The 22,727-nt window shown below is 44.8% G+C and carries 18 protein-coding genes; 12 read left to right on the top strand and 6 right to left on the bottom strand.

Annotation, left to right across the window (positions count from 1 at the left end; translation table 11 throughout):
• Window positions 1–76: 76 nt before the first annotated feature.
• Window positions 77–1,699 carry an ExeA family protein gene (locus K5L93_RS06140; protein ID WP_220718928.1) on the top strand — a complete coding sequence of 541 codons (1,623 nt, stop codon included), beginning with the start codon at window positions 77–79 and terminating at the stop codon, window positions 1,697–1,699.
• A complete protein-coding gene (locus tag K5L93_RS06135; protein WP_220718927.1) occupies window positions 1,699–2,511 on the top strand; it encodes a general secretion pathway protein GspB in 813 nt (270 codons plus the stop codon). Before K5L93_RS06140 ends, K5L93_RS06135 begins: the two co-directional genes overlap by 1 nt.
• 213 nt (window positions 2,512–2,724) lie before the next feature.
• Here the strand turns inward: K5L93_RS06135 and K5L93_RS06130 are convergent, their stop codons facing one another.
• The 3 genes from K5L93_RS06130 to K5L93_RS06120 form a co-directional block, all read right to left on the bottom strand.
• On the bottom strand, window positions 2,725–3,336 hold the full coding sequence (locus K5L93_RS06130; protein ID WP_220718926.1) for a TIGR04211 family SH3 domain-containing protein: 612 nt from the start codon (window positions 3,334–3,336) through the stop codon (window positions 2,725–2,727).
• 110 nt (window positions 3,337–3,446) lie between these two features.
• Entirely contained in the window at window positions 3,447–4,712 is a 1,266-nt protein-coding gene (locus tag K5L93_RS06125; protein WP_220718925.1) for an inorganic phosphate transporter, read from the bottom strand.
• A 26-nt stretch (window positions 4,713–4,738) separates the two neighbouring features.
• On the bottom strand, window positions 4,739–5,416 hold the full coding sequence (locus K5L93_RS06120) for a TIGR00153 family protein (RefSeq protein WP_220718924.1): 678 nt from the start codon (window positions 5,414–5,416) through the stop codon (window positions 4,739–4,741).
• A 183-nt stretch (window positions 5,417–5,599) separates the two neighbouring features.
• On the opposite strand from K5L93_RS06120, the gene K5L93_RS06115 reads away from it, so the two are divergent.
• Entirely contained in the window at window positions 5,600–7,087 is a 1,488-nt protein-coding gene (locus K5L93_RS06115; protein ID WP_220718923.1) for a CYTH and CHAD domain-containing protein, read from the top strand.
• Window positions 7,088–7,090: 3 nt separating this feature from the next.
• Window positions 7,091–7,855: a YdcF family protein gene (locus tag K5L93_RS06110; RefSeq protein WP_220718922.1), complete on the top strand. Its 765-nt coding sequence runs from the start codon at window positions 7,091–7,093 to the stop codon at window positions 7,853–7,855.
• 12 nt (window positions 7,856–7,867) lie between these two features.
• Here K5L93_RS06110 and K5L93_RS06105 read toward each other — a convergent pair whose 3' ends face one another.
• Window positions 7,868–8,614, bottom strand: coding sequence for a potassium channel family protein (locus K5L93_RS06105; protein WP_220718921.1), 747 nt, complete (start codon window positions 8,612–8,614; stop codon window positions 7,868–7,870).
• Window positions 8,615–8,840: 226 nt separating this feature from the next.
• Between K5L93_RS06105 and glnE the strand changes: the two genes are divergently transcribed.
• Window positions 8,841–11,702, top strand: coding sequence for a bifunctional [glutamate--ammonia ligase]-adenylyl-L-tyrosine phosphorylase/[glutamate--ammonia-ligase] adenylyltransferase (gene glnE, locus K5L93_RS06100; RefSeq protein ID WP_220718920.1), 2,862 nt, complete (start codon window positions 8,841–8,843; stop codon window positions 11,700–11,702).
• Between the two features lie 65 nt (window positions 11,703–11,767).
• Here glnE and lpxL read toward each other — a convergent pair whose 3' ends face one another.
• Complete coding sequence (gene lpxL / locus K5L93_RS06095; RefSeq protein ID WP_220718919.1) at window positions 11,768–12,694, bottom strand: LpxL/LpxP family Kdo(2)-lipid IV(A) lauroyl/palmitoleoyl acyltransferase; 927 nt, start codon at window positions 12,692–12,694, stop codon at window positions 11,768–11,770.
• 118 nt (window positions 12,695–12,812) lie between these two features.
• Here lpxL and hldE point away from each other — a divergent pair, with 118 nt between their 5' ends.
• Entirely contained in the window at window positions 12,813–14,246 is a 1,434-nt protein-coding gene (hldE, locus tag K5L93_RS06090) for a bifunctional D-glycero-beta-D-manno-heptose-7-phosphate kinase/D-glycero-beta-D-manno-heptose 1-phosphate adenylyltransferase HldE (protein WP_220718918.1), read from the top strand.
• Window positions 14,247–14,313: 67 nt separating this feature from the next.
• On the opposite strand, the gene tolC is transcribed toward hldE, so the two are convergent.
• Window positions 14,314–15,639: an outer membrane channel protein TolC gene (tolC, locus tag K5L93_RS06085; RefSeq protein ID WP_220718917.1), complete on the bottom strand. Its 1,326-nt coding sequence runs from the start codon at window positions 15,637–15,639 to the stop codon at window positions 14,314–14,316.
• A 247-nt stretch (window positions 15,640–15,886) separates the two neighbouring features.
• Between tolC and nudF the strand changes: the two genes are divergently transcribed.
• The 6 genes from nudF to K5L93_RS06055 are packed head-to-tail and all read left to right on the top strand — an operon-like array spanning window position 15,887 to window position 22,718.
• Window positions 15,887–16,537, top strand: a complete 651-nt coding sequence (gene nudF, locus K5L93_RS06080) for an ADP-ribose diphosphatase (RefSeq protein ID WP_220718916.1) — start codon at window positions 15,887–15,889, stop codon at window positions 16,535–16,537.
• Window positions 16,527–16,967: a DUF1249 domain-containing protein gene (locus tag K5L93_RS06075; protein ID WP_220718915.1), complete on the top strand. Its 441-nt coding sequence runs from the start codon at window positions 16,527–16,529 to the stop codon at window positions 16,965–16,967. Before nudF ends, K5L93_RS06075 begins: the two co-directional genes overlap by 11 nt.
• A 20-nt stretch (window positions 16,968–16,987) precedes the next feature.
• On the top strand, window positions 16,988–17,812 hold the full coding sequence (cpdA, locus tag K5L93_RS06070; RefSeq protein WP_246615000.1) for a 3',5'-cyclic-AMP phosphodiesterase: 825 nt from the start codon (window positions 16,988–16,990) through the stop codon (window positions 17,810–17,812).
• Complete coding sequence (locus tag K5L93_RS06065; RefSeq protein WP_220718914.1) at window positions 17,813–18,397, top strand: YqiA/YcfP family alpha/beta fold hydrolase; 585 nt, start codon at window positions 17,813–17,815, stop codon at window positions 18,395–18,397.
• An 11-nt stretch (window positions 18,398–18,408) separates the two neighbouring features.
• Window positions 18,409–20,301: a DNA topoisomerase IV subunit B gene (gene parE, locus K5L93_RS06060; RefSeq protein WP_220718913.1), complete on the top strand. Its 1,893-nt coding sequence runs from the start codon at window positions 18,409–18,411 to the stop codon at window positions 20,299–20,301.
• Window positions 20,302–20,315: 14 nt separating this feature from the next.
• Window positions 20,316–22,718 (top strand): putative bifunctional diguanylate cyclase/phosphodiesterase, encoded by a 2,403-nt coding sequence (locus K5L93_RS06055; RefSeq protein WP_220718912.1) that lies wholly within the window; start codon window positions 20,316–20,318, stop codon window positions 22,716–22,718.
• Window positions 22,719–22,727 lie beyond the last annotated feature (9 nt).

Here is a 22,727-nt window from a genome sequence, read left to right as displayed (position 1 = left end):
ATCAATGCTCAATAGGGCTTGGATTGCGACTTGTCATATAAGTGGCAGCCATAATCGGTGAAAGGATAGCGGTTTAATGTATTTGGATTACTTTGGCTTAAAGGAAAGTCCCTTTTCGATAGCGCCAAACCCTGATTTCTTGTTTATGAGCGAACGTCATAAAGAAGCCTTGGCGCACCTTACTTTTGGTTTGGGCGAGACTGGTGGCTTTGTATTGCTTACTGGTGAAGTAGGTACCGGCAAAACCACGGTATCGCGCGCCTTGCTTAAACAAGTGCCCGATAATACCCAAGTGGCCTTGGTGTTAAACCCAAGCCTTACCGAACTAGAGTTGTTAGCCACGGTGTGTGACGAGCTGAGCATAGAATATGACCGTGACTCTTTTAGCGTAAAAGATTTTGGTGATGCGATCCGCCAGCGCTTGTTAGAGAACCACTTCCAAGGTGGTAATACTATGCTGCTGATTGATGAAGCGCAGCACTTGTCGGTAGAAGTCCTCGAACAGTTACGGCTATTAACCAACTTTGAAACCGATACGCGCAAGTTATTGCGGGTGGTATTAATTGGTCAACCCGAACTGCAACAAAAGCTTAAGCAACCTGTTTTACGCCAATTGGCTCAGCGTATTACCGCTCGTTACCATTTGCTGCCATTAACCGTAAATGAAGTAGAAGCCTACGTGCGCCATCGCTTAATGGTGGCGGGGTGTGAACGTCCTCTATTTGCCCCCTCGGTGATTAAGCAGCTGTTTAAGGCTGCCGACGGTATTCCGCGAGTGATTAACTTACTATGCGACCGTGCGCTGTTAGCTGCCTACGGCCGCGACCAAATGCAGGTAGACAAAAAAGCGCTTAACCAAGCGATTGAAGAGGTGGCCTTAGGCGAGCCTAAGCCTCAAAGTTTTAACCTTAACTATGTATTGAGTGGCGCTTTATTAGGCTGCTTGATTGTGGCGGCTTGGTTTATCTTGCAGCAAACGCCAGTAGTTGAAATCGAAAACCAGCCGATAGCTGCGCCAGTTGTTGAGCGCCCAGCCGAGATTGTTGCTGTAGAGCCTGCTCCAGAGCTTGAACAAAACCAAGATGACATTCAAGCAATTAAACAAGAGTGGCAGCAACTACGAGCGAATAACAGTTTGCCAGCGCGCTCATGGCAATTATTGTTGCGTACTTGGGGTTACGATGTGGCGAATGCGCAAGCAAACTGCAACCTAGTAACAAGCTTAGATCTATATTGTTTAAACCTTACAGGCGGCGAGCGGGCACTGCGAGAAGTGAACCTTCCTGCGGTGGTTGAACTAGAAGAAGACGGTCATTACTTTTATGCGGTGGTGCGCCATTGGGGGCCTAAATTAGAACTATGGGTGGGTGACCGCGCAATTATGGTTAGCAGCTCTTGGTTTAACCAACGTTGGAACGGCGAGTTTCAGGTTCTTTGGAAGCAACCCCCAGGCTTTACTGGGGTGCTTAAACAGGGCAACCAAGGCGAAGCAGTTTATTGGTTGGAGCAAAGCTTGTCGTTAATTCAAGGACAGCGTCCACGCAAAATCTTTAACTTTGATGCTCAGTTAAGCCGCCAGGTGCAGCAGTTCCAGCAGCAAAATCGCTTGAGTGCTGACGGTATAGCTGGTGTATTTACTTTATTACGTCTTAACCAACAGATTTACGTTGACCAACCGCGCTTGCAGGAGTTGAACTAATGTCCAGTATTTTAGACGCACAGCGCCGCAGTCAGCCAAGCGAAGCGGTTGCTTTAGTTGCACCCTCGTCAGTTAATCCAGTATTAACCGCAGTGCTAAGTTCGGTACTCACCTTATCTTTAGGCGCTGGCGGTTTTTGGTTGTGGCAGCAATCAAATACAGATACTGCAGCGACTAAGGTTGAAGCTGCGGTTCAGCCTGTAACTAAAGAGCTAGAAACCAAACCAATAATGCGGGTCTCTCGGGTGGTTGAGCCTAAGTTAGAGATTGAGCTGTTGCCTTTGCCTCTCTTAGAAGGGCTAGAAAAGGTTGATTTGCTGGCACTACGCCAAAAACAGTTTGAAACCTTATTAAATGCACCTATTCCGCAGTACCAAGCGCCAGAGCCAATGGCTACGCTAAACTCCAGCTCTAATGTGGTTGCCAGTAAGTCTGCACCAGTGCAGCAGTCAGCGCCTGCTAAACCTAACTCGGCAGAAGAAAAGGGCTTAGAGCAACGTTTTGCCGCGGCTGTGCAAGCAACCAATACCTTAAGTTGGGCTGAAGAACTTGATCCCAGTAATTATGATGATGTACCAATGCTAGGTGCTCTCGACCCTGAAGTGCAAAAACTGGTTCCAGCGATAACTTTTAATTCACATGTGTTTTCCTCAGATCCTGCTCGCCGTTATGTCACTCTTAATGATAAAGAGTTGGTAGAGGGGGATTTTGTCAATAAGAACATTGAGTTGGTGGCTATTCGCTTGGATGATATTGTATTGCGGGTGGCAGGCAATCTGTGCCGGCTTAATGCCTTATCAGATTGGGGCTAATATCAATCGAACTAAGTAACAGCTCATTCTATCTGGTTAAGATGCTCGATAACTGCCTTAGGATTTTTGTTTATATAATAACTACTTATCGAAAAATCCTGGCTTATTCTCGAGTGTTTTTCTTGCGTTATTTCTGCTCACTGACTTAGTGTGATTGGTATAATAAAAAAAGGCGCACTAAGCGCCTTTTTTGTTGGGGAAAAGCAACAGTGATTACATCCACTGATTATCGCGTTTTTTACGACGTGGGATCATTGGCAGCAATATGCCTAGAATTAAACCAATACCCGCTACGCCTGCACCACGCATAAACCATTGCATTTGCACCGCTTCATCTTTGGTGTCTAACTCATGTTGAATGGCGTTATTTTGCTGGCTTATTTGAGCAAGCTGCTCGTTTAACTGATCGTTAGTAAGCTGCAGTTGTTCAATTTGCTGTTGCTGTGCCTCAATTTGGGCAGCTTGTTCTGCCGATGCTGCACCGCTGTCTTGCTGTTGTTGCTTCAGTGCCGTTTGGCTTTTTTCTAGCTGGCTTTTAACTTGCTCTAGTTGTGTGGCTAAGCCTGGAGAGCGATTAAGGTATTTAGCTTCTACCCAGCCTTCTCGACCACTTTCTAAGACAATTTTGGCGTAATTATTTTCTTGGTTGAATTCAACCTGATTAATTTTAGTACCCGCATTTACGCTACCTACTATACGAAATTGGTTGCTAGGGCCAGAATGCATGAAGACATACAAGTCATCAGAGATGTAACGAGTTTGAGCAAAAGCTGGGAGGGCGAGGGCAAGCGATAAAATAGCAGCAGATAAGGTTCTGACGATCACGGCGAATCTCTTTATTTAGAATAGTTTCGCCGTTAGTGTACGAAACAACGTTACTAGTCTCAACCAGCAACGTTGTTAATGTGAGTAAAGTTAACTAGTTTAGGGGGTAACTAGTTAAAAATAGCCAACATAATGTAGTAAAACACGATAGATAGTGCAGCACCGGCAGGCAGCGTTACTACCCAAGATATTACAATACTACGTACTACACCGAGATTAAGCGCGGCAATACCACGTGCCATACCCACACCTAACACCGCACCTACTAGGGTTTGAGTGGTAGAGATTGGCAAGCCAGTACCTGAGGCAACTACTACTGTTGTTGCAGCAGCGAGTTCTGCAGCAAAACCACGGCTAGGTGTAAGGTGGGTAATACCTTTACCAATAGTGGCAATTACGCGGTGACCAAACAGGGCTAAACCGGCCACAATACCTAAACCACCTAGTGGTAATATCCACCAAGCTAGTGCGGCTTTTGCGGCAATTTCACCGTTGTTGTTTACTACGCTAACAACTGCGGCTAAAGGACCAATAGCATTGGCTACGTCGTTTGAACCGTGAGCAAAAGCCATACAACAAGCGGTAATTACCATTAGTACCGCAAATACTTTTTCTACGTTGGTGTAGTGCATTTGACGATCGGCTTTAGGATCGATTTTTAGGCGGCTAATAATCACCTTACCTACAATAGCAACCAATACGCCAACGGCTACTGCCCAAACGTAACCTTCAACACTGCTTAGTTCTAAACCAATGTGTTTAAGGCCCTTTTTAATGGTTACTAGCGCCATCATAAAGCCAGCTAGGAACATGTAACCTGGCACGTAGCGTTTAGCAGCATCTAGTGGGTTTTCATGTTCAAAGATCAGCTTCTGGGCGCTTACAAAAATTAAGTAAGCAAATACACCTGAAATAGCCGGAGTAATAATCCAGCTACCTACAATGCCGCCCACTTTGGCCCATTCTACAGCCTCAGTGCCTACACCTACTGCGGCAAAACCAACGATGGCGCCAATAATAGAGTGCGTGGTTGATACTGGCCAGCCGTTGTAAGAAGCAATTAATAGCCATGTACCCGCTGCAAGCAATGCGGCAATCATACCGAATACTAGTAGTTCAGGGGTATTAACAAATGCGCCAGAATCAATGATGCCTTTACGCACGGTATTGGTTACCGCACCACCCGCCAAATAAGCGCCGGCAAACTCAAAGATCATCGCGATAATAATCGCTTGTTTAATGGTAATAGCGTTAGAGCCTACCGATGTACCCATAGCGTTGGCTACATCGTTGGCACCAATACCCCACGCCATAACAAAGCCAAAAACGGCCGCAATAATAATCAGCGTAGTGCCGTAAGTTGCAAGAATTTCCATTGGAGTTACCTAAGTATTTTCTTTGTTTAGCGATAGATCATCAGTTCTAAGCGAGCACCAACGCGCTGCGCTTGGTCGGCTAATTCGCCGATAGCTTCAATGATGAAATATAGGAACATTGCGTCGATAGGATCTAGTTTCTTTTCTAGCTTTTGTAATTTTCGACGAATTTTGATTTGCTGTGCGTCGGTATCGTCTTCGATAATATCGAGTTCGTGTACCATTTTTTTCACTAGTTCTACTTCACGGCCTTTAAAGCCGGTCTCTAGTAGGTCTTCTAGTTCGTTGATCACTTCTTTAGCTTTACCGGTCGCATCTAAGCAACGTGCTAAGTAAGTCATGAACATTTCCGCAAGTTTTGGCGGTAATTCCATTTTTCGGCCTAGCATTCTGCCCGAAATATCTTTTGCGTTATTGGCAATTCTATCTTGGTGAGTAAGTAGCTCGAGTACGTCTGAACGTTCTACTGGCATGAAAATACCACCAGGTAGGTTCAAGCGAATCTCACGCTTCATGCGATCTGCTTCTTTCTCTAAATTTGAAATATCTCTGCGACGCTTAGCCGCGGTTTTCCAGTCTTTATTCAGTACTGCATCGAAGAAAGGTACTAAGCCTTCACAACATTCGTGTACTACATTGATATGCTCTTCTAGAGGTTTAATTGGCGATTTTGCAAACAAACCTAGAATTGTATTTCCGGACATAATCTCAGTTCCAATTAGCTATGCAAAGGATATATTTTTTGCGAGGCGCATGGTAACGTAGCCGAGTTTAGTTGCAAGCATTTATCTTACAAATTCTTGCTTTTAACTTGAGCTGCATCAAATGTTTTGTATGAAAACTAACCACAGGGAGCCGGTTGTTGCATCAGCCCACATGGATAAACCATGAACAATGAAATTGAAATCAAGCTCTTAGCTACACCTCAATGTGCCTCTGTGTTACTTGGTCGGCTAAATCAGTATAGTGTGCTGCAAACCGAAGTGAAAACCCTCACCAGTGTTTATTTTGATACTGATGATCGTCAACTGATGCGTTGGGGCATGGGCTTACGTATTCGCAGTGGCGATGGCGACAATGTTCAAACCATTAAAACCGATGGTTTAAGTGTTGGTGGTTTACATCAGCGTCCCGAATACAATTGTGTGGTTCAGTCTAATCAACCGCAATTAACCTTGTTTGAAGAGGTTGAATGGCCTGCCGGTGCCGATCTTTCTAGTCTTAATAAGCAATTAAGCCCTTTGTTCACCACCACCTTTGATAGACAAACTTGGTTGGTTGACCTGCCTAACGATACTTTAATCGAGGTCGCTTTCGACCAAGGTTCGCTTACCGCTGGTAGCGAGCATGAAGCTATATGTGAAATTGAACTAGAGTTTGTGAAAGGCGATATTAGCCAGCTTTTTGAACTTGCCAGCGACATTGCCTCGATAGAAGGTTTACGTTTAGCAAACATTAGCAAAGCTCAGCGCGGGTATATGCTGGCGACGACACATCTGCAACAAGTTAAATCCCTAACTGCGATTAAACTAAGTGATGCAGATAATACGAGTGAATGCTTAAGTCGGATTTTTGCTGGTGCTCTCGAGCATTGGCAATACCACGAACAGCTATTTGTGGAGCAGCGAAGTTTTGCCGCTTTAGAGCAAGTCTCTCTAGCGGTGCAAATGTTGTTTCAAGCCTGCAAAATGTTTAGTGAGCGCGATTTAGTAGAATGCGCTTGGCTTAATGAATTACGTTGGCTGCGCCAACAGTTTACGTGGTTAACGCAAGCCGCCAGTTTAAATAAACTGACTGCCGAACGGGGCGCATTGATTAAGAAGTTGCCTCAGCAACGCTCTTTATTGAAAACCCTGCAACAGCGTCAGCATGAATTGCCGCAACCCGATGATGTTTATCAACTCATGCATAGTGCTCGTTACTGTAGTTTAATGTTAAAAATAACCCGCTGGCTTTATCAAGCTAAATGGCAGCACAGCCAAGCTCTACAACAAGAGAATATTCATAATTTAGCCAAAGCAATGTTACAAACCAGTTGGGATTACTTGCAACAGTCGCCTTTAGCTGAGCCCCAGCTTGATTGTAATGCTTATATGAAACAAGCCACTAAGCTGCGACGTAACCTGCTGGTGGGCATGTGTGTGGGTGAATTATTTGACCAAGAGCTGCGCCAAGAATTCCGCTTGCCTTGGGTAGATATTCTATCGGGCATTGAAGAACTGAGTTTGTTTAAACCGATGCGAGAACTATTGCCAGAGCTGGATGCTGAGTTACAGCAAGCCATTGAAAAATGGGTGCAGCGTAAAGAGCAGTCCTTACTGGATGCCTTAGAGTTTTCTCGCCAGCAAGCGCTACAACAAGCGGTGTATTGGTAAGCTGTGGACGGTTTTGTATTAAAGAAACTACTCACCGTATTGGCGATGCCCAGTACCTCTCTTTGGCTGCTATTGTTGTTGGCCATTTTTCTCGGACTACGCGGCCATAAGCTACTAGCCCGCAGCTGCGCCGTAATTAGCTTGTTATTGATGTTTTGTTTAAGCTTATATCCGATAAGTGGCGCGCTTCTTTATCACTGGGAAAAGCAATACAACGGCTTACATTCTCTGCCACCAGATACGCAAATAATCGTGGTATTGGGCTGTTTACATTATCAAGATGACAATCAGCCGCTATCTAGTCAGGTGTTGCCTTGTGGCGCAGTTAAAGTGCTTGAGGCTGTTCGTTTATGGCGCCAACAACCGCAAGTAAAAATCTTATTATCGGGTGGTGATAACGAAGGCAGTGGGGTGCAGCATGCCGATATGCTTGCCAAACTGGCCTTGTCTTTGGGGGTGCCCGAATCTCGGTTAATTCGTAGCTATCAGCTTAAAGATACTGCTGAAGAAGCCGCCAACATTGCCAGGCTTTACCCGAATACTCAATTAACCTTAGTTACTCAAGCTTCGCATATGCCAAGGGCGATGCGCTTATTTGCCATGCAGGGGCTCTATCCTACTGCAGCACCTACTTACTATCAGGTAAAGAACTGGCACGCTGGGTTTACCTGGCAAAGTTTTATTCCGCGGCTTAGCCATATAAGTAAGGCTGATACCGCCGCATACGAAGCGCTAGCCCATGCTTGGCTAGAGCTGAGAGGTAGTTAATTAAGCCTGCGCTTAATGAGGCTTCTGTTGTAGCTCATTTAACTGCTGCTGAATATTACTCAACTGTTGTTTTAGTTGCTGGTATTCTTTTTGTTGCTCTAATAATAATTGTTCAACTTGACTCTCAGAGTGAGATTTACCACGAAGCAAAATAGTAGAAATTAAACCCGATATTGCCCCAAAAAAGCCGACACCAGTTAAGATCATCACACCAGCGATAATGCGACCAGCATCGGTGACCGGTACAAAATCTCCATAACCAACCGTAGATATAGTTACAATTGCCCACCATAGCGCTTCGCCAGCACTGCTTATTTGGCTACCCGTTTCGTCTTGTTCAGTGAGTAAAATACTAATAGAGCCTACTAAAATAATCATCAATAGGGTGAACAAGATAGTGGCTGCAGTTGACTCCACTCGGCGGTGCTTTAAGTTTGCCAGCAGGTGACGCTCTGCGCTCAAGGCTTTAATTAGCCTTAGTGCATGGAAAAAACGCAACAAGCGCAGACTCTCAACCATGGGAATGCTTGCTACTAGATCTATCCAATGGTGTTTGCAATAACCCAGTGGAGATTGGCTGCGAGCAGCACTCACTACAAAATGCAAAATAAATACTACGCAAATAAGTGTATCTAGATTGATCAGTAAGACTTTAAGTTGAGAATCTGCAGGGTAAAAGAGCAAGCTACTAACAATTACAATAGCTATTAGTGACAGTAAAAGCATTACTAGGTCAAAGGCATTGATTCGCGTTTTCATGTATCGATTCCGCAGGATGAGAGGCGCTAATTTTAATATACGCCAATTCTATCAAGCAACAGTTTCTTCCTGCTCACAATTGTTAGGTGAAGTCCATTTTTGCTCAGTTTTGTGGCATAGCCTATGCGGCAGTTTGATATGGCTTACACTCCCTGCGATCTGGCTTGTACTCAAGCATGAATCATGATGATATTAAACTAAATTTTGGATTCGGGTTTTCTTCATCATGCCAAGTACTCTTCCTGTCCCTAGCAAGCTATCTACTATTGCTGAACAATCTTGGGAGCGCCTTATCGAGTTAGCGCCAAATTTATTAGAGCAACTAGACCTCCAACAACAGTTGCAGAGTAAAACAGCTTTTGCTTTGAGTGATTTTATCGCCCGAAGCTGCATTAGCCAGCCAACCCTACTAGCCGATATTTGGCAACAACAATTATTAGATCACCCCTTAAATGAACAGCAAATGCGCGAGCAGCTAGGTGCCGAGTTGGCTGAGCAAATTACCGACGATGGCGCTAAAAAGGTACTGCGTAAGTTCCGCCGTATGCAAATGGTGCTTATTGCTTGGCGCGACTTACTTCTTGAGCAGGCTGTAACCGACAGTTTTGCCCAAGTATCGGCTGTGGCTGATAGCTGCGTAGATTGTGCTAATCAATGGTTATACAAACGCTGTTGCAGTGAGTCAGGTACACCAAGCGATGCCGAGGGCAATGCGCAGCCATTAGTGGTAATTGGTATGGGTAAGTTGGGCGGGCGAGAGCTTAATTTTTCATCTGATATCGATTTGATTTTTTGTTTTCCCGAGAACGGAGAAACCCAAGGTGGCCGGCGTAGTATTGCCAATCAGCAGTTCTTTATTCGCATGGGGCAGCGGCTTATTCAACTGATTGATCAAACCACTGTAGATGGCTTTGTATTTCGGGTAGATATGCGCTTACGGCCTTTTGGAGAATCTGGTCCCTTGGCGGTGAGTTACGCAGCCTTTGAAGATTATTATCAACATCATGGCCGAGATTGGGAGCGCTATGCCATGGTTAAGGCGCGAGTGATTAACCAAGACCTGCGCTTCGACCAAGATATTCAAGCCATGCTTAAGCCTTATGTTTATCGTCGCTACATCGATTTTAGTGCTATTCAAGCACTGCGCTCGATGAAGGCAATGATTAACTCCGAAATCCGCCGCAAAGGCTTGCGCGACAATATTAAACTAGGCTCGGGCGGGATTCGTGAAATTGAGTTTATTGTACAAACTTTTCAGCTTATTCGTGGTGGGCGTGAGCCGGTACTGCAAACTCGCTCATTACTGCAAGCGATGGCTCAGCTTGCAGAGCACGGCGAGTTGAGTGAAGCTCAAATTGACATGCTGCGTGAGCATTACCTGTATCTCCGTCAGGTAGAAAATATTTTGCAGCAAATAGATGACCAACAAACCCAAACCTTGCCAGATACTGAGCATGACCAACAACGTATTGCTAGGGTTATGGGATTTAGTGATTGGGAGGGGTTTTATCTGCAGCTCCAGCAACGCCTTGCACAAGTGAATAACTGCTTCCAGTCTGCCATTGGCGAAGAAGAGCATGAAGAGCATCAAGCCGGTCAAGAGTACGATGATCTATGGCATTGCGGCGCAGATAGACAAGCGCTTGCAAGCTTGATGAACAAACATGTTTGTAGCGAGGAAGAGCAAAAAGCCCGCGTAGAAACCATGTACCACTTTATGCACGCTGTTGAGAAACGCCAAATTGGTCAGCGCGGTCGCCAAACCCTAGAGCGGATGATGCCAAGTTTGTTGCAGCAGCTGTTCGAGCATCCTCAAACCAGTTTGGTATTGCCACGGGTCATGGTATTGCTTGAGCGAATTCTATCAAGAACCGCTTACCTAGAGCTGTTAGCCGAAAACCCAGCTTCGTTGCAGCAGCTATTAAGGCTCTGCGCAGGCAGTGCTATGTTGGCGCAAAAGCTGGCGAGTTTTCCTATTCTTTTGGATGAATTACTCGATCCTAAGCTACTGTACAACCCCGCTAGCGAAGACAGTTACGCCCAGCAGCTCCGAGAGTTTATGTTGCGTATTCCGCCCGATGACATGGAACAGCAAATGGAGGCGCTACGTCAGTTTAAGCAAATTCAGCAGCTGCGTATTACTGCCGCCGATATTGCCGGTGCACTGCCGCTAATGAAAGTGAGCGATCACTTAACTGCAGTAGCCGAAGTAATAGTAAACGCGGTGGTTGAGCAAGCCTGGAGCCAGATGGTTGAGCGCCATGGTTACCCAGAGCATTTAGCTGAGCAACAACGCGGTTTCGCGGTAGTGGGTTACGGAAAAATTGGTGGTATTGAAACTGGCTATAGCTCCGATTTAGATTTGGTGTTTTTACATAACAGCGATAGCAGCACCTATACCAATGGGCCAAAACAAATCGACAGTAAGCAGTTTTATTTAAAACTGGCGCAACGCATTATGCACTTGTTTAATACTCGCACCGCTTCAGGTGTGCTTTATGAACTAGATATGCGCTTACGTCCTTCAGGTGCTTCTGGTTTATTGGTGTCCGCCATCGAAGCTTTTGAGCAATATCAAGTGAAGGAAGCGTGGACTTGGGAGCACCAAGCGCTAGTGCGCGCCAGAGTAATTTATGGCGATGCAGAACTCGCTGAGAGTTTCGCCCAAGTTCGCCATAAAATTTTAGCTCAGCCACGCGAAGCTGCAGAGCTAGCAAAGCAAGTGCAAGAGATGCGCAGTAAAATGCAGGGACATTTAAGCCGAGAAACTGAAGACGTTCTGGATCTCAAACAATCTCCTGGCGGCATGGTAGACATTGAATTTATCGCCCAATACTTGGTGTTATTACATACTCAGCACTATCCAGAATTAAGTAAATGGACGGATAACGTAAGAATATTTGAAAGCTGCGCCGAACTAGGTTTGCTCAAACCTGAACAGGCGCAAGGGCTTACCCAAAGCTACTTGGATATTCGCGACGAATGTCACCGCTGTGGCCTGCAAGGTGTGCCGCGTTTGGCCAAAAAGGCCGAGTTTAAGCAAGATCTAAGTGTCGTCACCAATACTTGGCAACAGCTATTTACTTAGTACTAAACAACTGTTTCAAGGTTTAAAAAAGGTGCTGCTTTTTAGTTAAAGTCAGCGCCTTTTTATTAGTAAACGCCTTTTTCACCTTCTGGGCGAGATTTAAAGCGGCGGTGGATCCACATATATTGCTCGGGCGCGCGTAGTATGGCTTTTTCTACCACTTGGTTGATGGTGTGGGCATCTTGTTCATCATCACCTTGCGGGTAGTTTTCTAGGGCTGGTTCAATCACCAAAGTAAAGCCTGAGCCATCTTCATTACGTAGTGCATAAGTTGGCAATACTTGCACGTTTTTCACTTTGGCTAAGGTGGCGGTACCGATAATAGTAGCGGCTTTATCTTGCGCAAAAAACGGTACAAACACTGCAGCATGGGTTCCGTAATCATGGTCAGGCGCGTACCACACAGCATTGTCTTGGCGCAGAGCTTTAATCATACCGCGCACATCGGTGCGATCTACTAAGTATTTATTGGACTTAGTGCGACCGTGATATTGAAAATACTCATAAACTGCATTTTTGTTAGGGCGGTAAATCCCAACACCGGGATCCAAAGTGCCATAAGCGCGAGCATGGCTTTCTAAGGTCCAAAAGTGGGCACTTACTAATAAAATCCCACCTTGTTGCTCACGTGCTTTTTCTAGGTGTTCAAGGCCTTCTACTTTGAAGTGTTTTGCAAAGCGCCATTGTGGCCAAAACCACGCGTTGGCGGTATCCACCACCGAATGCCCTAAATGACGAAAACAGCCTTCAACCAGTTGCTCTCGCTCGTCTTCACTTTTGTCTGGAAAGCATATTTCTAAGTTGCGGCGAGTAATATGTACGCGTGATTTCATCAATGCTCGGCCTAAGCGGCCAATGCCTAAACCCAAGTAATGCTGAACGCGATAAGGCAGTAAGCTAATACTGAACATAAAGCCAATTAATACCCAGGCCCCCCAGTTCTTTGGGTGAAAAGATTGTGCGTTAAGCTTGGGGGATGAAATTTTCGCCATATTTTACTTTGTCGCTGTAATAATGTGTAAAGTCTACTGGATATCAAGAGATTATGCCGCAGACCATAAGTTTAACTATGATAAACTGTTAATAATTATTTTTCGATGAGAGTGAACAATGAGAATAACCCTCCCTGAGTTTGCCCAAGCTAAGGTGTTAGTAGTTGGCGATGTAATGTTAGACCGCTATTGGCATGGACCTACCGGACGCATCTCGCCTGAAGCCCCGGTTCCAGTGGTTAAAGTTGAACAAATTGAAGAACGTCCTGGCGGCGCGGCTAACGTAGCCTTAAACGCCGTAGCCTTAGGCGCTGGCTCAACGTTATTAGGTATGAGCGGCGAAGACGAAGCTGGCATAGCCTTAGAAAACAAGTTGGCAGCGGTTGGTGTAGAGTGCCAATTTACTAAGTTTGCTGATTACCCAACTATTACTAAGCTACGGGTACTTAGCCGTCACCAGCAGTTAATTCGTTTAGATTTTGAAGAAAATTTTCATGAGGTTGATAGCAAAGAGTTAACCGCTAATTTTGCTGAGCAAGTTAAACAGCATCAAGTGGTTATTTTATCTGACTACAACAAAGGCGCATTAAACCAAGTTGGCGATTTAATTGCCCTGGCGCGTGAAGCCGGTGTTCCGGTATTGGTTGACCCAAAAGGCAGTGCCTTTGATAAATATCGCGGTGCAACTTTGCTCACGCCTAACTTCTCTGAGTTTGAAGCGGTGGTTGGTCACTGTAAAGATGAAGACGAAATTATTAGCAAAGGCGAAGCACTCATCGAGCAGTTAGACCTAGAAGCATTGCTAGTGACACGTAGTGAGCACGGTATGACACTAATTCGTAAGGGCCAACCAGAGTTACATTTGGCAGCTTTGGCGCAAGAGGTCTATGACGTAACTGGTGCTGGCGATACAGTGATTTCTACTTTAGCTAGCTCACTAGCGGCTGGCTCGAGCTTAGATGATGCTTGTGCCTTAGCTAACGCTGCTGCAGGCATTGTGGTGGGTAAATTGGGTACGTCTACGGTGTCTACCATTGAGCTTGCCAATGCCGTGTATGGTTCGCAGGAAACTGGCTTTGGTGTGTTAAGTGAGCAGCAGCTTAAGTTTGCTTTAGAAGCGGCTAAACGCCGCGGCGAGAAAGTGGTTATGACCAATGGCTGCTTCGACATTTTACATGCCGGTCATGTGTCTTACCTAAATCACGCGCGCACTTTAGGTGATCGTTTAATTGTTGCGGTAAACAGTGATGACTCTGTTAAACGTTTAAAAGGCGAAGGTCGCCCGGTAAATAGTGTTGATCGACGCATGGCTGTGTTAGCCGGTTTGGGTGCGGTAGATTGGGTGGTTGATTTTAGTGAAGATACGCCACAGCGTTTAATTGCTAACTTATTGCCAGACTTATTGGTGAAAGGCGGCGATTACAAGCCAGAAGAGATTGCTGGTGGGCAAGAAGTGATTGCCAATGGCGGTGAAGTGCGAGTGCTTAACTTCGAAGATGGTTGTTCAACTTCGGAAATCATCAAGTCTATTCGTCAAAATCAAATCGACTAGTTTTGTCGTTGATTCAAAAAAGGCGCCAATCGGCGCCTTTTTTATTGCAAAACTTTGACTAAAGATATTACTGGGGAGGCATTAAACCTGAGTTAACCAGTGCTAGGTCTTCTTCGGTTAAAGTACCGGCTGCTTGTTTAAGCGCTAGCATGTTAAGAATGTAATCATAACGGGCGTTGGCTAAATCGCTTTTTGCAGAGTACAAGTTACGTGTGGCGTCTTGTACGTCAACAATGGTACGAGTACCCACTTCAAAGCCTGCTTCGGTGGCTTCAAGTGCACTTTGTGAAGACACTACCGTCTGCTCGAAGGCTTTAACCGAACCAATGCTGGCTGTCACATTGTTGACGACGGAGTTTACCGTGCTTTGCACCGTGCGGAAGGTTTGCTCTAGCGCTTCCGAGGATGCGATGTAACTAAACTGGGCTTGTCTTACTTGCGAATCGATGCTGCCGCCTAGGTAGATGGGCCAGTTGAATTCAAGACCAATATTTCCAGCATTTGAGCTACCACCTTGCAGTGAGTCATAGGTATCGTTGCCGTACTTATTGTTTTCGTAGCCTATACCTGCAGTTAAATCTAGGGTGGGTAAGTGACCACTCTGTGCTAACTCAATTTGTTCTTGGGCAATTTCTTTACTGATACGTTGTGCATTTAACTGTAGGTTTCTATCGTTAGCCGTGGCTAACCAAAAGTCTGAGCCTTGTTTAAGTGGATTAGGTTCAAAACGTTGAGTATTTAGAATATTTAATTCGCGGTGTTCTAAACCAGTAAGTTCACGTAAGTCTTCGTAGCTGTTAGACAAGTCGTTACGCGCTTGAATTTCTTGGGCAAGAGTACGGTCATATTCTGCTTGGGCTTCGTGTACGTCGGTTATCGCTGTAAGACCAACATTAAAGCGTTGTTTAGTTTGCTCTAATTGGCGACCAACTGCTGTTTTGTTTGCTTCAACAAAGGTTACGTTGTCCATGGCTCGTAATACGTTAAAATAAGCATTACTTACGCGGATAATTAGACTTTGTATGTCATTGCCATATAAGGCTTCTGAACGTGTCGCGTTCTTTTCTGAAATACTTAAGCTGGTCCAATTGGATTTTGAGTACAATGACTGACTAAGACCAATAGATGCATTGGTGTTAGTAATACTGTCGATAGTGTCGTTATTGGTGGTGGTGTATTTAGCACCGGCACCAAAACCAATTTGGGGAAGCAATGATGCACGAGATGTAGTGATTTGCTCAAAGGCGATGTCACGCTGAGCTTTACTTTGCAAAATCACAGGGTCTTTTTCTTGAGCTAGTTGATAAATTTGCAATAAATCATCAGCTTGAGCTTGGAAAGCTAAAGAGCTAATTCCACAAGCTAATATTAACGATTTGATTTTCAGCTTCATTACGCCTTTCCTTTGGTCGCCGTGTTTAGCGAGGTTATTTCGGGAACTGATATCTACTTTGTATAGACTAAATCTTGATAGTATAAAACTACCACAGTTTGATTAATGCTAGTCTATACCAGCTTTATTTGTAGAGTAAGACCTAGATAACAAAGAAAAAGCAAAAATTTACGGTCAATCTGGTGTTGGATCAATAAGTTCTGACAATTTTCATACCAATCGTTACAAAAAAGGAGTCCTTGTCAGTATGACAAAGTTGCAAAATAATCATCAATTTTCACATCAGGATGTTGAAATTAAAAATGTAGAAGATTTGTATCAAGGTTTCTTTAAATTGCAACGTTATACTCTGCGCCACCGTTTATACCAAGGTGGCTGGAGCGATTGGATGCAGCGGGAAATGATGGATCGCGGCCATGCTGCTGGCATATTATTGTTTGATCCAAAATTAGACCAAGTGGTGCTGGTAGAGCAGTTTAGAATTGGTGCAGTGGAAACTGGCGCAAGCCCTTGGCTATTAGAAATTGTAGCCGGCATGCTCGATAGTGATCAGCCTCCTTTGGATGTTGCGGTTCGTGAAGCGGAAGAAGAAGCTGGTCTTAGTGTTAATCGCGTACTGTCTTGTAATAGTTTTTTGCCTGGAGCTGGTGGTTTAAGCGAGCGTATCCATTTGTACATTGGTGAAGTGGATGCTAGCCAAGCAGGCGGTGTTCATGGCCTAGATAAAGAAAATGAAGACATATTGGTCAAAGTTCTAAGCCGCGAGCTTGCTTTTGAATGGGTGCAACAAGGGGTAATTGATAATGCTGCAGCGGTTATTGCGATTCAGTGGCTGCAGTTGAATTTGCAGAAGGTGCGCCAGCAGTGGCAAAATGATGGCGACGGTGATGCCTCATAACACTGGCTCTGCTCGTTATCGAGTTAACTTAAACCAGTTGATGCAGCTCTATGCTGCTAATTATAGCTTGATGACGCGTTTGTTTCCGGGGCCGCTGGAGGCGGGAACGATATTACGTTTGGTACCCAAACTTGGTGAAGATTATTTGCTTGAAAGTAAAGAGCTGACTCGCTATACCTCGCTTTATGAGATTAGGCAAGCCAGCGACCAAGTATTTAATTACCTACAGCCTCAGTTGCTAGTGCGTTTGTATCACGATGCACGGTTGGCGGAAGTGTGTGCTAGTCAGCAGATTTATAAGCTTAAACCAAGGTATGATTACCCCAATAAAAAGATGCATCATCAAGATGAAAAGCATCAGACAAATCAGTTTCTTAATGACTGGTTAGTATTTTGTTTAAAACAGCGGATTAAAGTTGAGTTTGCTTAAGCAAACTACAAGAAAACATTGTGGCATTTACTAAATTAAACATAAACACAGCAGCAGACGGAAGTGTGCATTTATTGCAGGTCACCGATACGCACTTGTTTGCCGATGAGCAAACAGGTTTGTTGGGGGTTAATACCAACGACAGTTTCAGTGCAGTCATAGAAAACATTAAAAGTGACAATACCCCCTTCGACTATATTCTGGCAACGGGTGACTTATCTCAAGATCACACTAAACGATCTTACCAGCGCTTTGCCGAACGGATCGCTGAATTAGAACGTCCCTGTGTATGGCTACCAGGTAACCATGACATGCAAGAAAACATGCTTACTCTTGAGCAACACGGGGTACTGGCTGCTAAGCAACTGGTGAGTGAGCATTGGCAAATCATTATGTTGGATACCCAGCTAGAAGGTGAACCTCATGGTGTAATGAGCCAACGTCAGCTAGACAACTTGGCAGAAGCTTTAGCCGAGTATCCTGACAAACATGTGCTGATTGCTATGCACCATCAAGCTATTCCTGTGGGCAGTAAATGGTTAGATCAGCATAACCTTAAAAATGCCGATCAGTTTTTTGCGGTTATCGCCAACTATCCGAATGTGCGTGGGGTAATCTTTGGCCATGTTCATCAAAATTATGAGTTCCAATTTGATGGTATTGCCTACATTGCAACACCCAGTACTTGCATCCAATTTTTGCCGCTGTCGGCTAATTTTGCTTTAGATCACCAGCAACCCGGTTGGCGGTATTTGCAGTTAACTGTTGAAGGACGCATTGCTACTCGTTTACGGCGTTTATCGGAACGCAGTTTTCTCCCAGATCCTAAATCGAAAGGTTATTGAGTGGAGCCACCTTCAGTATTATTGTACTTACATGGATTTAATAGCTCTCCTAATTCGGCTAAAGCGCAAGCAATGGCTGAGTACCTTGAACCTTATCAAACTCACATCCAGTGGGTGTGCCCGCAGCTAGCTTGCCACCCTAATGATGCGTGGCAACAAATTGAAGATATTCTTGCTTTACACCGTGGTAAAAAACTCGGTGTAGTGGGCAGTTCTTTGGGTGGCTTTTTAGCGACCCGAGTGGCTCAGCAAACTACAGCTAAGGCAGTGTTGGTTAATCCAGCAGTTAAACCCTATCAACTGCTAAAAGACTACTTAGGCGAGCAACAAAACCCGTATACTCTGCAACACTACCGGCTCGAACAACAGCACATAGAACAATTAAAGCAGTTAGAAGTAACACACTTAAGTTGTCAACAACGACTTTGGGTGATGTTACAAACGGCAGACGAAGTGCTGGACTTTAACTTAGCGGTCACAGAGTATAGGGGAGCAACTTTCACCATCGAAGAAGGCGGCGACCACAGTTTTCAGGGATTTGAAAAACACTGTGCGGCCATTCTCGACTTTTTGGCACTTAGGTAACAATTTCTATCATGGCTGATCAATATAATTCAGACTCTATTGAAGTATTAAGTGGTTTAGACCCGGTTAAACGCCGCCCTGGCATGTATACCGATACCACTCGCCCCAACCACTTAGCCCAAGAAGTTATCGACAACAGTGTCGATGAAGCCTTAGCTGGCCATGCGCGTGCTATTACCGTTACCTTGTTTGAAGATCAGTCCATCGAAGTTATTGATGATGGCCGTGGTATGCCTACCGATGTTCATCCTGAAGAGAAGGTAAGCGGAGTAGAGCTTATTTTTACCCGATTACATGCTGGTGGTAAGTTTACTAACGATAATTACCAGTTCTCTGGTGGTTTGCATGGTGTAGGTATTTCCGTAGTGAATGCCCTGTCTTCACGAGTCGAAGTACAAGTGCGCCGCGATAGCCAGCTATTTGAAATGGCTTTTGAAAACGGCGATAAGGTTCAAGAGCTAACCGTCACGGGTACGGTTGGCAAGCGCAATACCGGAACTCGCGTGCGCTTTTGGCCAACTGCCAGCTACTTTGATAGCCCTAAATTTTCAGTCTCTCGTTTACGTCATTTATTGCGGGCTAAAGCGGTACTTTGTCCTGGCCTAAACATTAAGTTTGTCGACAAAGTTAACAAACAAAACGACGAGTGGTTTTTTGAAGACGGCCTAAAAGATTACTTAAGCCAATCATTTAAAGATTACATAAGCTTGCCCGAAGATCCTTTTACTGGTGCATTTTCGAGTAAAGACGAAGCAGTGGATTGGGCAGTAAGTTGGTTGCCTGAAGGTGGCGAAAGCATTACCGAAAGCTATGTAAACCTTATTCCTACCGCGCAAGGCGGTACGCATGTAAATGGCTTACGCCAAGGTTTACTTGATGCCATGCGTGAGTTTTGTGAATTTCGCAATATCCTGCCGCGTGGCTTAAAACTAACCCCTGATGATATATGGGATCGCTGTTGTTATGTTTTATCGGTAAAAATGCAAGATCCACAATTTGCCGGACAAACTAAGGAACGCTTATCCTCGCGCCAATCAGCAGCCTTTGTCTCAGGGATTGTTAAAGATGCTTTTAGCTTGTGGCTCAACACCCATACCGACCAAGCTGAGTTGTTAGCCGAAGTATTTATTAGTAACGCCCAACGCCGACTTCGCTCAAGCAAAAAAATTGCCCGTAAAAAGGTCACTTCTGGCCCGGCATTACCCGGCAAGCTCACCGACTGTACTAGCCAAGATCCACTTACCGGTGAGTTATTTTTAGTGGAAGGAGACTCGGCGGGGGGGAGTGCTAAGCAGGCTCGAGAACGTGAGTTTCAGGCTGTGATGCCACTGCGCGGAAAAATTTTAAATACCTGGGAAGTGGATGCGACAGAAGTATTGGGTTCACAAGAAGTTCACGATATCTCAGTTGCTATTGGTATTGACCCAGACAGTAATGACTTAAGTGGATTACGCTACGGCAAAATCTGTATTTTGGCTGATGCGGATTCTGATGGCTTACACATTGCCACGCTGTTGTGCGCCTTATTTATGATGCACTTCCGTCCATTGGTCGAGCAGGGGCATATTTACGTCGCTATGCCGCCCTTATACCGAATTGATGTGGGTAAGGAAGTTTTTTATGCACTCGATGAAGATGAGAAGCAAGGTATTTTAGATCGCATAGAAGCCGAGAAAAAACGCGGAAAAGTTAATGTACAGCGCTTTAAAGGTTTGGGTGAAATGAACCCTCTGCAATTGCGTGAAACCACTATGGATCCAAATACACGCCGCCTAGTTCAACTTACCGTTGAAGAGGAAGAGGCCACTGTGCAGCTAATGGACATGTTATTGGCTAAGAAGCGCTCTGGCGACCGTAAACAGTGGCTGGAGACTAAGGGCGATATGGCCTCTGATTTGGTATAGGGAATAGATTGAGCATGCGCGATTTGCGATTAGGTTTAGCGAGTAAGGCACTGCTACTGTTATGCGGTGTTTTATTGGTGACCTTGGTTGGCTTAATTAGCTTTAACCACGACAATTTGAAGAGTTTTTTTGGACTTGGCCGAGCGCAAATTATTGATAACCAACAATACCAGTTACAAAAGTACTATCGTGATGTGTTTACTCGTTTGCAAGGCGTAACCTCTAGTCAATCTTACCGTTTTGACTCGTATCAAAAAGAAAACCTTGCTTCGATATTTGACTCCTTTTGGCAAGACTTGCGAGCCAATACTGAGCTACCAGTGCGCAGTATTGCGGTGGTCGACCCTTTAGAGGGCTTAAAGTATCAGTTTGGCTATATTGCCCATAGTGAAAAAGCCCTTGAATGGATGCTAAAAGACCCTGATGATGTCCAAGCCAAGTGGATACTAGACTGTCCACTAAGCTGTCGCATTATCATTGCTACTAATTTAGATAAAATGGAGGAGCAGGGCAGCTACAGAATTTTCTACAGTATCGACTCTTTACGCCTGCTAGAGCTTTTCCCTGCAAGCCAAGGTAGCCACCACTTTTTAGTAGAGCTTAACGACGATAGTACCCTCAATTTACTGTACGCAGAATCAGCTTTTCGCGACATGGTTCAAGACCTGTTAGTTGGCTTAAATGCCGAAGATATAGTCAATGGAATTGAACAGTTTAATACCGAGATGGGGCTGACTGAGCTACATGCCTTTAAAGTGAACAATACTAGCCAACAAAAGCCTGTTTACTACGCCATTGTTAACGACATAAATACTCAGCTAAATCAGCTTAAGCGCGCCGACTACAATAACTTGCTATTTGGCATTGGGGCGTTACTTTTTGCTGGTGCCATTGTGATTGTTGCACTAAGTCCTTCCTTGAGACGGATCCGCCGAACCATCGATAACTTGCCACTGCTGGCTCGTTCTTCTCACAATCTATTTCGTCGAAATTTAGAAAGTAATGGTAAACGTTTTTTACAAGATGAGTCAGATGAGTTAAACCACACCCTTATACGTCTTTCTTATCAGCTAGAAGCCTTGGAGCAACAGCTTAAAAGCCGCGCCGAAGAACTAGAGTGGGTAGCTAACTACGATAACTTAACCGATTTACCTAACCGTCGTAAGTTTGAGCGAGTCATTACTCAAATGGTGAAAGAGAAGCGCTACGGCTGTTTGCTGATGGTGGATCTTGATAATTTCAAATATGTAAACGATATCAGTGGTCACGGCGCGGGTGATGAAATGCTGCGGCAGGTATCTTCCAGGTTGGAGCGCTTACTGCCAAATGATACTTTATTGGCGCGTATTAGCGGTGATGAATTTGCTATTTATTTGGAGGGCACTAGCCTTGCCTATTCCGAAGTAGTGGCTCAACGAATCATTAGCATGTTGGCGCAGGTGAGTGTGCCAGGACATAAGATTATTCATACGGCGTCTGCCTGTGTGGGCATTGTTGCCTTCCCTGAGCACGGTAACGGCTTTGAAGATTTAATGGCCAAGGCAGATATTTGTAACAACCAAGCAAAAGAGTTAGGTAAAAACTGTGTGGTTACCTTTCAAGCGGAAAACAGTGATACAGAACTAGCTAAAAAACATTACTGGTTAGACTTAGCCCAAAACGCTATTGAGCGTGATCGCTTAGAGTTGCATTATCAGCCGATCATGAATAACAAACTCAACAAGGTTGAGCACTACGAAGTGCTATTACGAGTGCGTGATGAAAAGGAACAGCTGCATTCACCTTATCAATTAATCTTGGCCGCAGAGAAAAATGGCCAAATTGATAAAATTGATTTGTGGGTGGTGCAACAAGCTCTGCAACAAATGGAAACTAACCTGCGTAACGGCTTTACCGATAAACTTGCGATAAATTTGTCGGCACGCTCTTTCTGTAGTGAAAAAGTCATCGCACGCATTGCCCGCGAATTTGTTAGCCGCAATATCGCTGGTGATATGATTATCTTTGAAATTACCGAAACTGCTGCATTGCCAAACATGAAACAAGCAGAAGAGCATATTCGTCGTCTTAAAGCCTTAGGCTGCGCCATCGCGCTAGACGATTTTGGTGTAGGCTACTCATCTTTCCATTCGTTGAAACATTTGCCTTTTGACTACCTCAAAATTGATGGCTCATTTGTCCGCGAAATTCTTAATCAAAATGAAGATAAAGTCTTTATTCAGGCCTTGGTAGATATTGCCAATCAGCTTGGCCATAAAACCGTAGCTGAGTTTGTAGAGTCAGAAGCATTAAACAACGAACTTATCAACTTGGGAGTCGATTACTCGCAAGGCTATTACATCGGTAAACCAGCTAGCGCACGCTATTTCTGGCAATTTGACAAAGCATCAGCAGTGCTAGCTTTGCAAGGAACATAAAGGTTATTA

Source organism: Agarivorans litoreus, from assembly GCF_019649015.1.
In the GTDB taxonomy this organism is placed as follows: Bacteria; Pseudomonadota; Gammaproteobacteria; order Enterobacterales; family Celerinatantimonadaceae; genus Agarivorans; species Agarivorans litoreus.
Note: the sequence above shows the minus strand (reverse complement) of the source record. Positions and strands in the feature narration are given on the sequence as shown.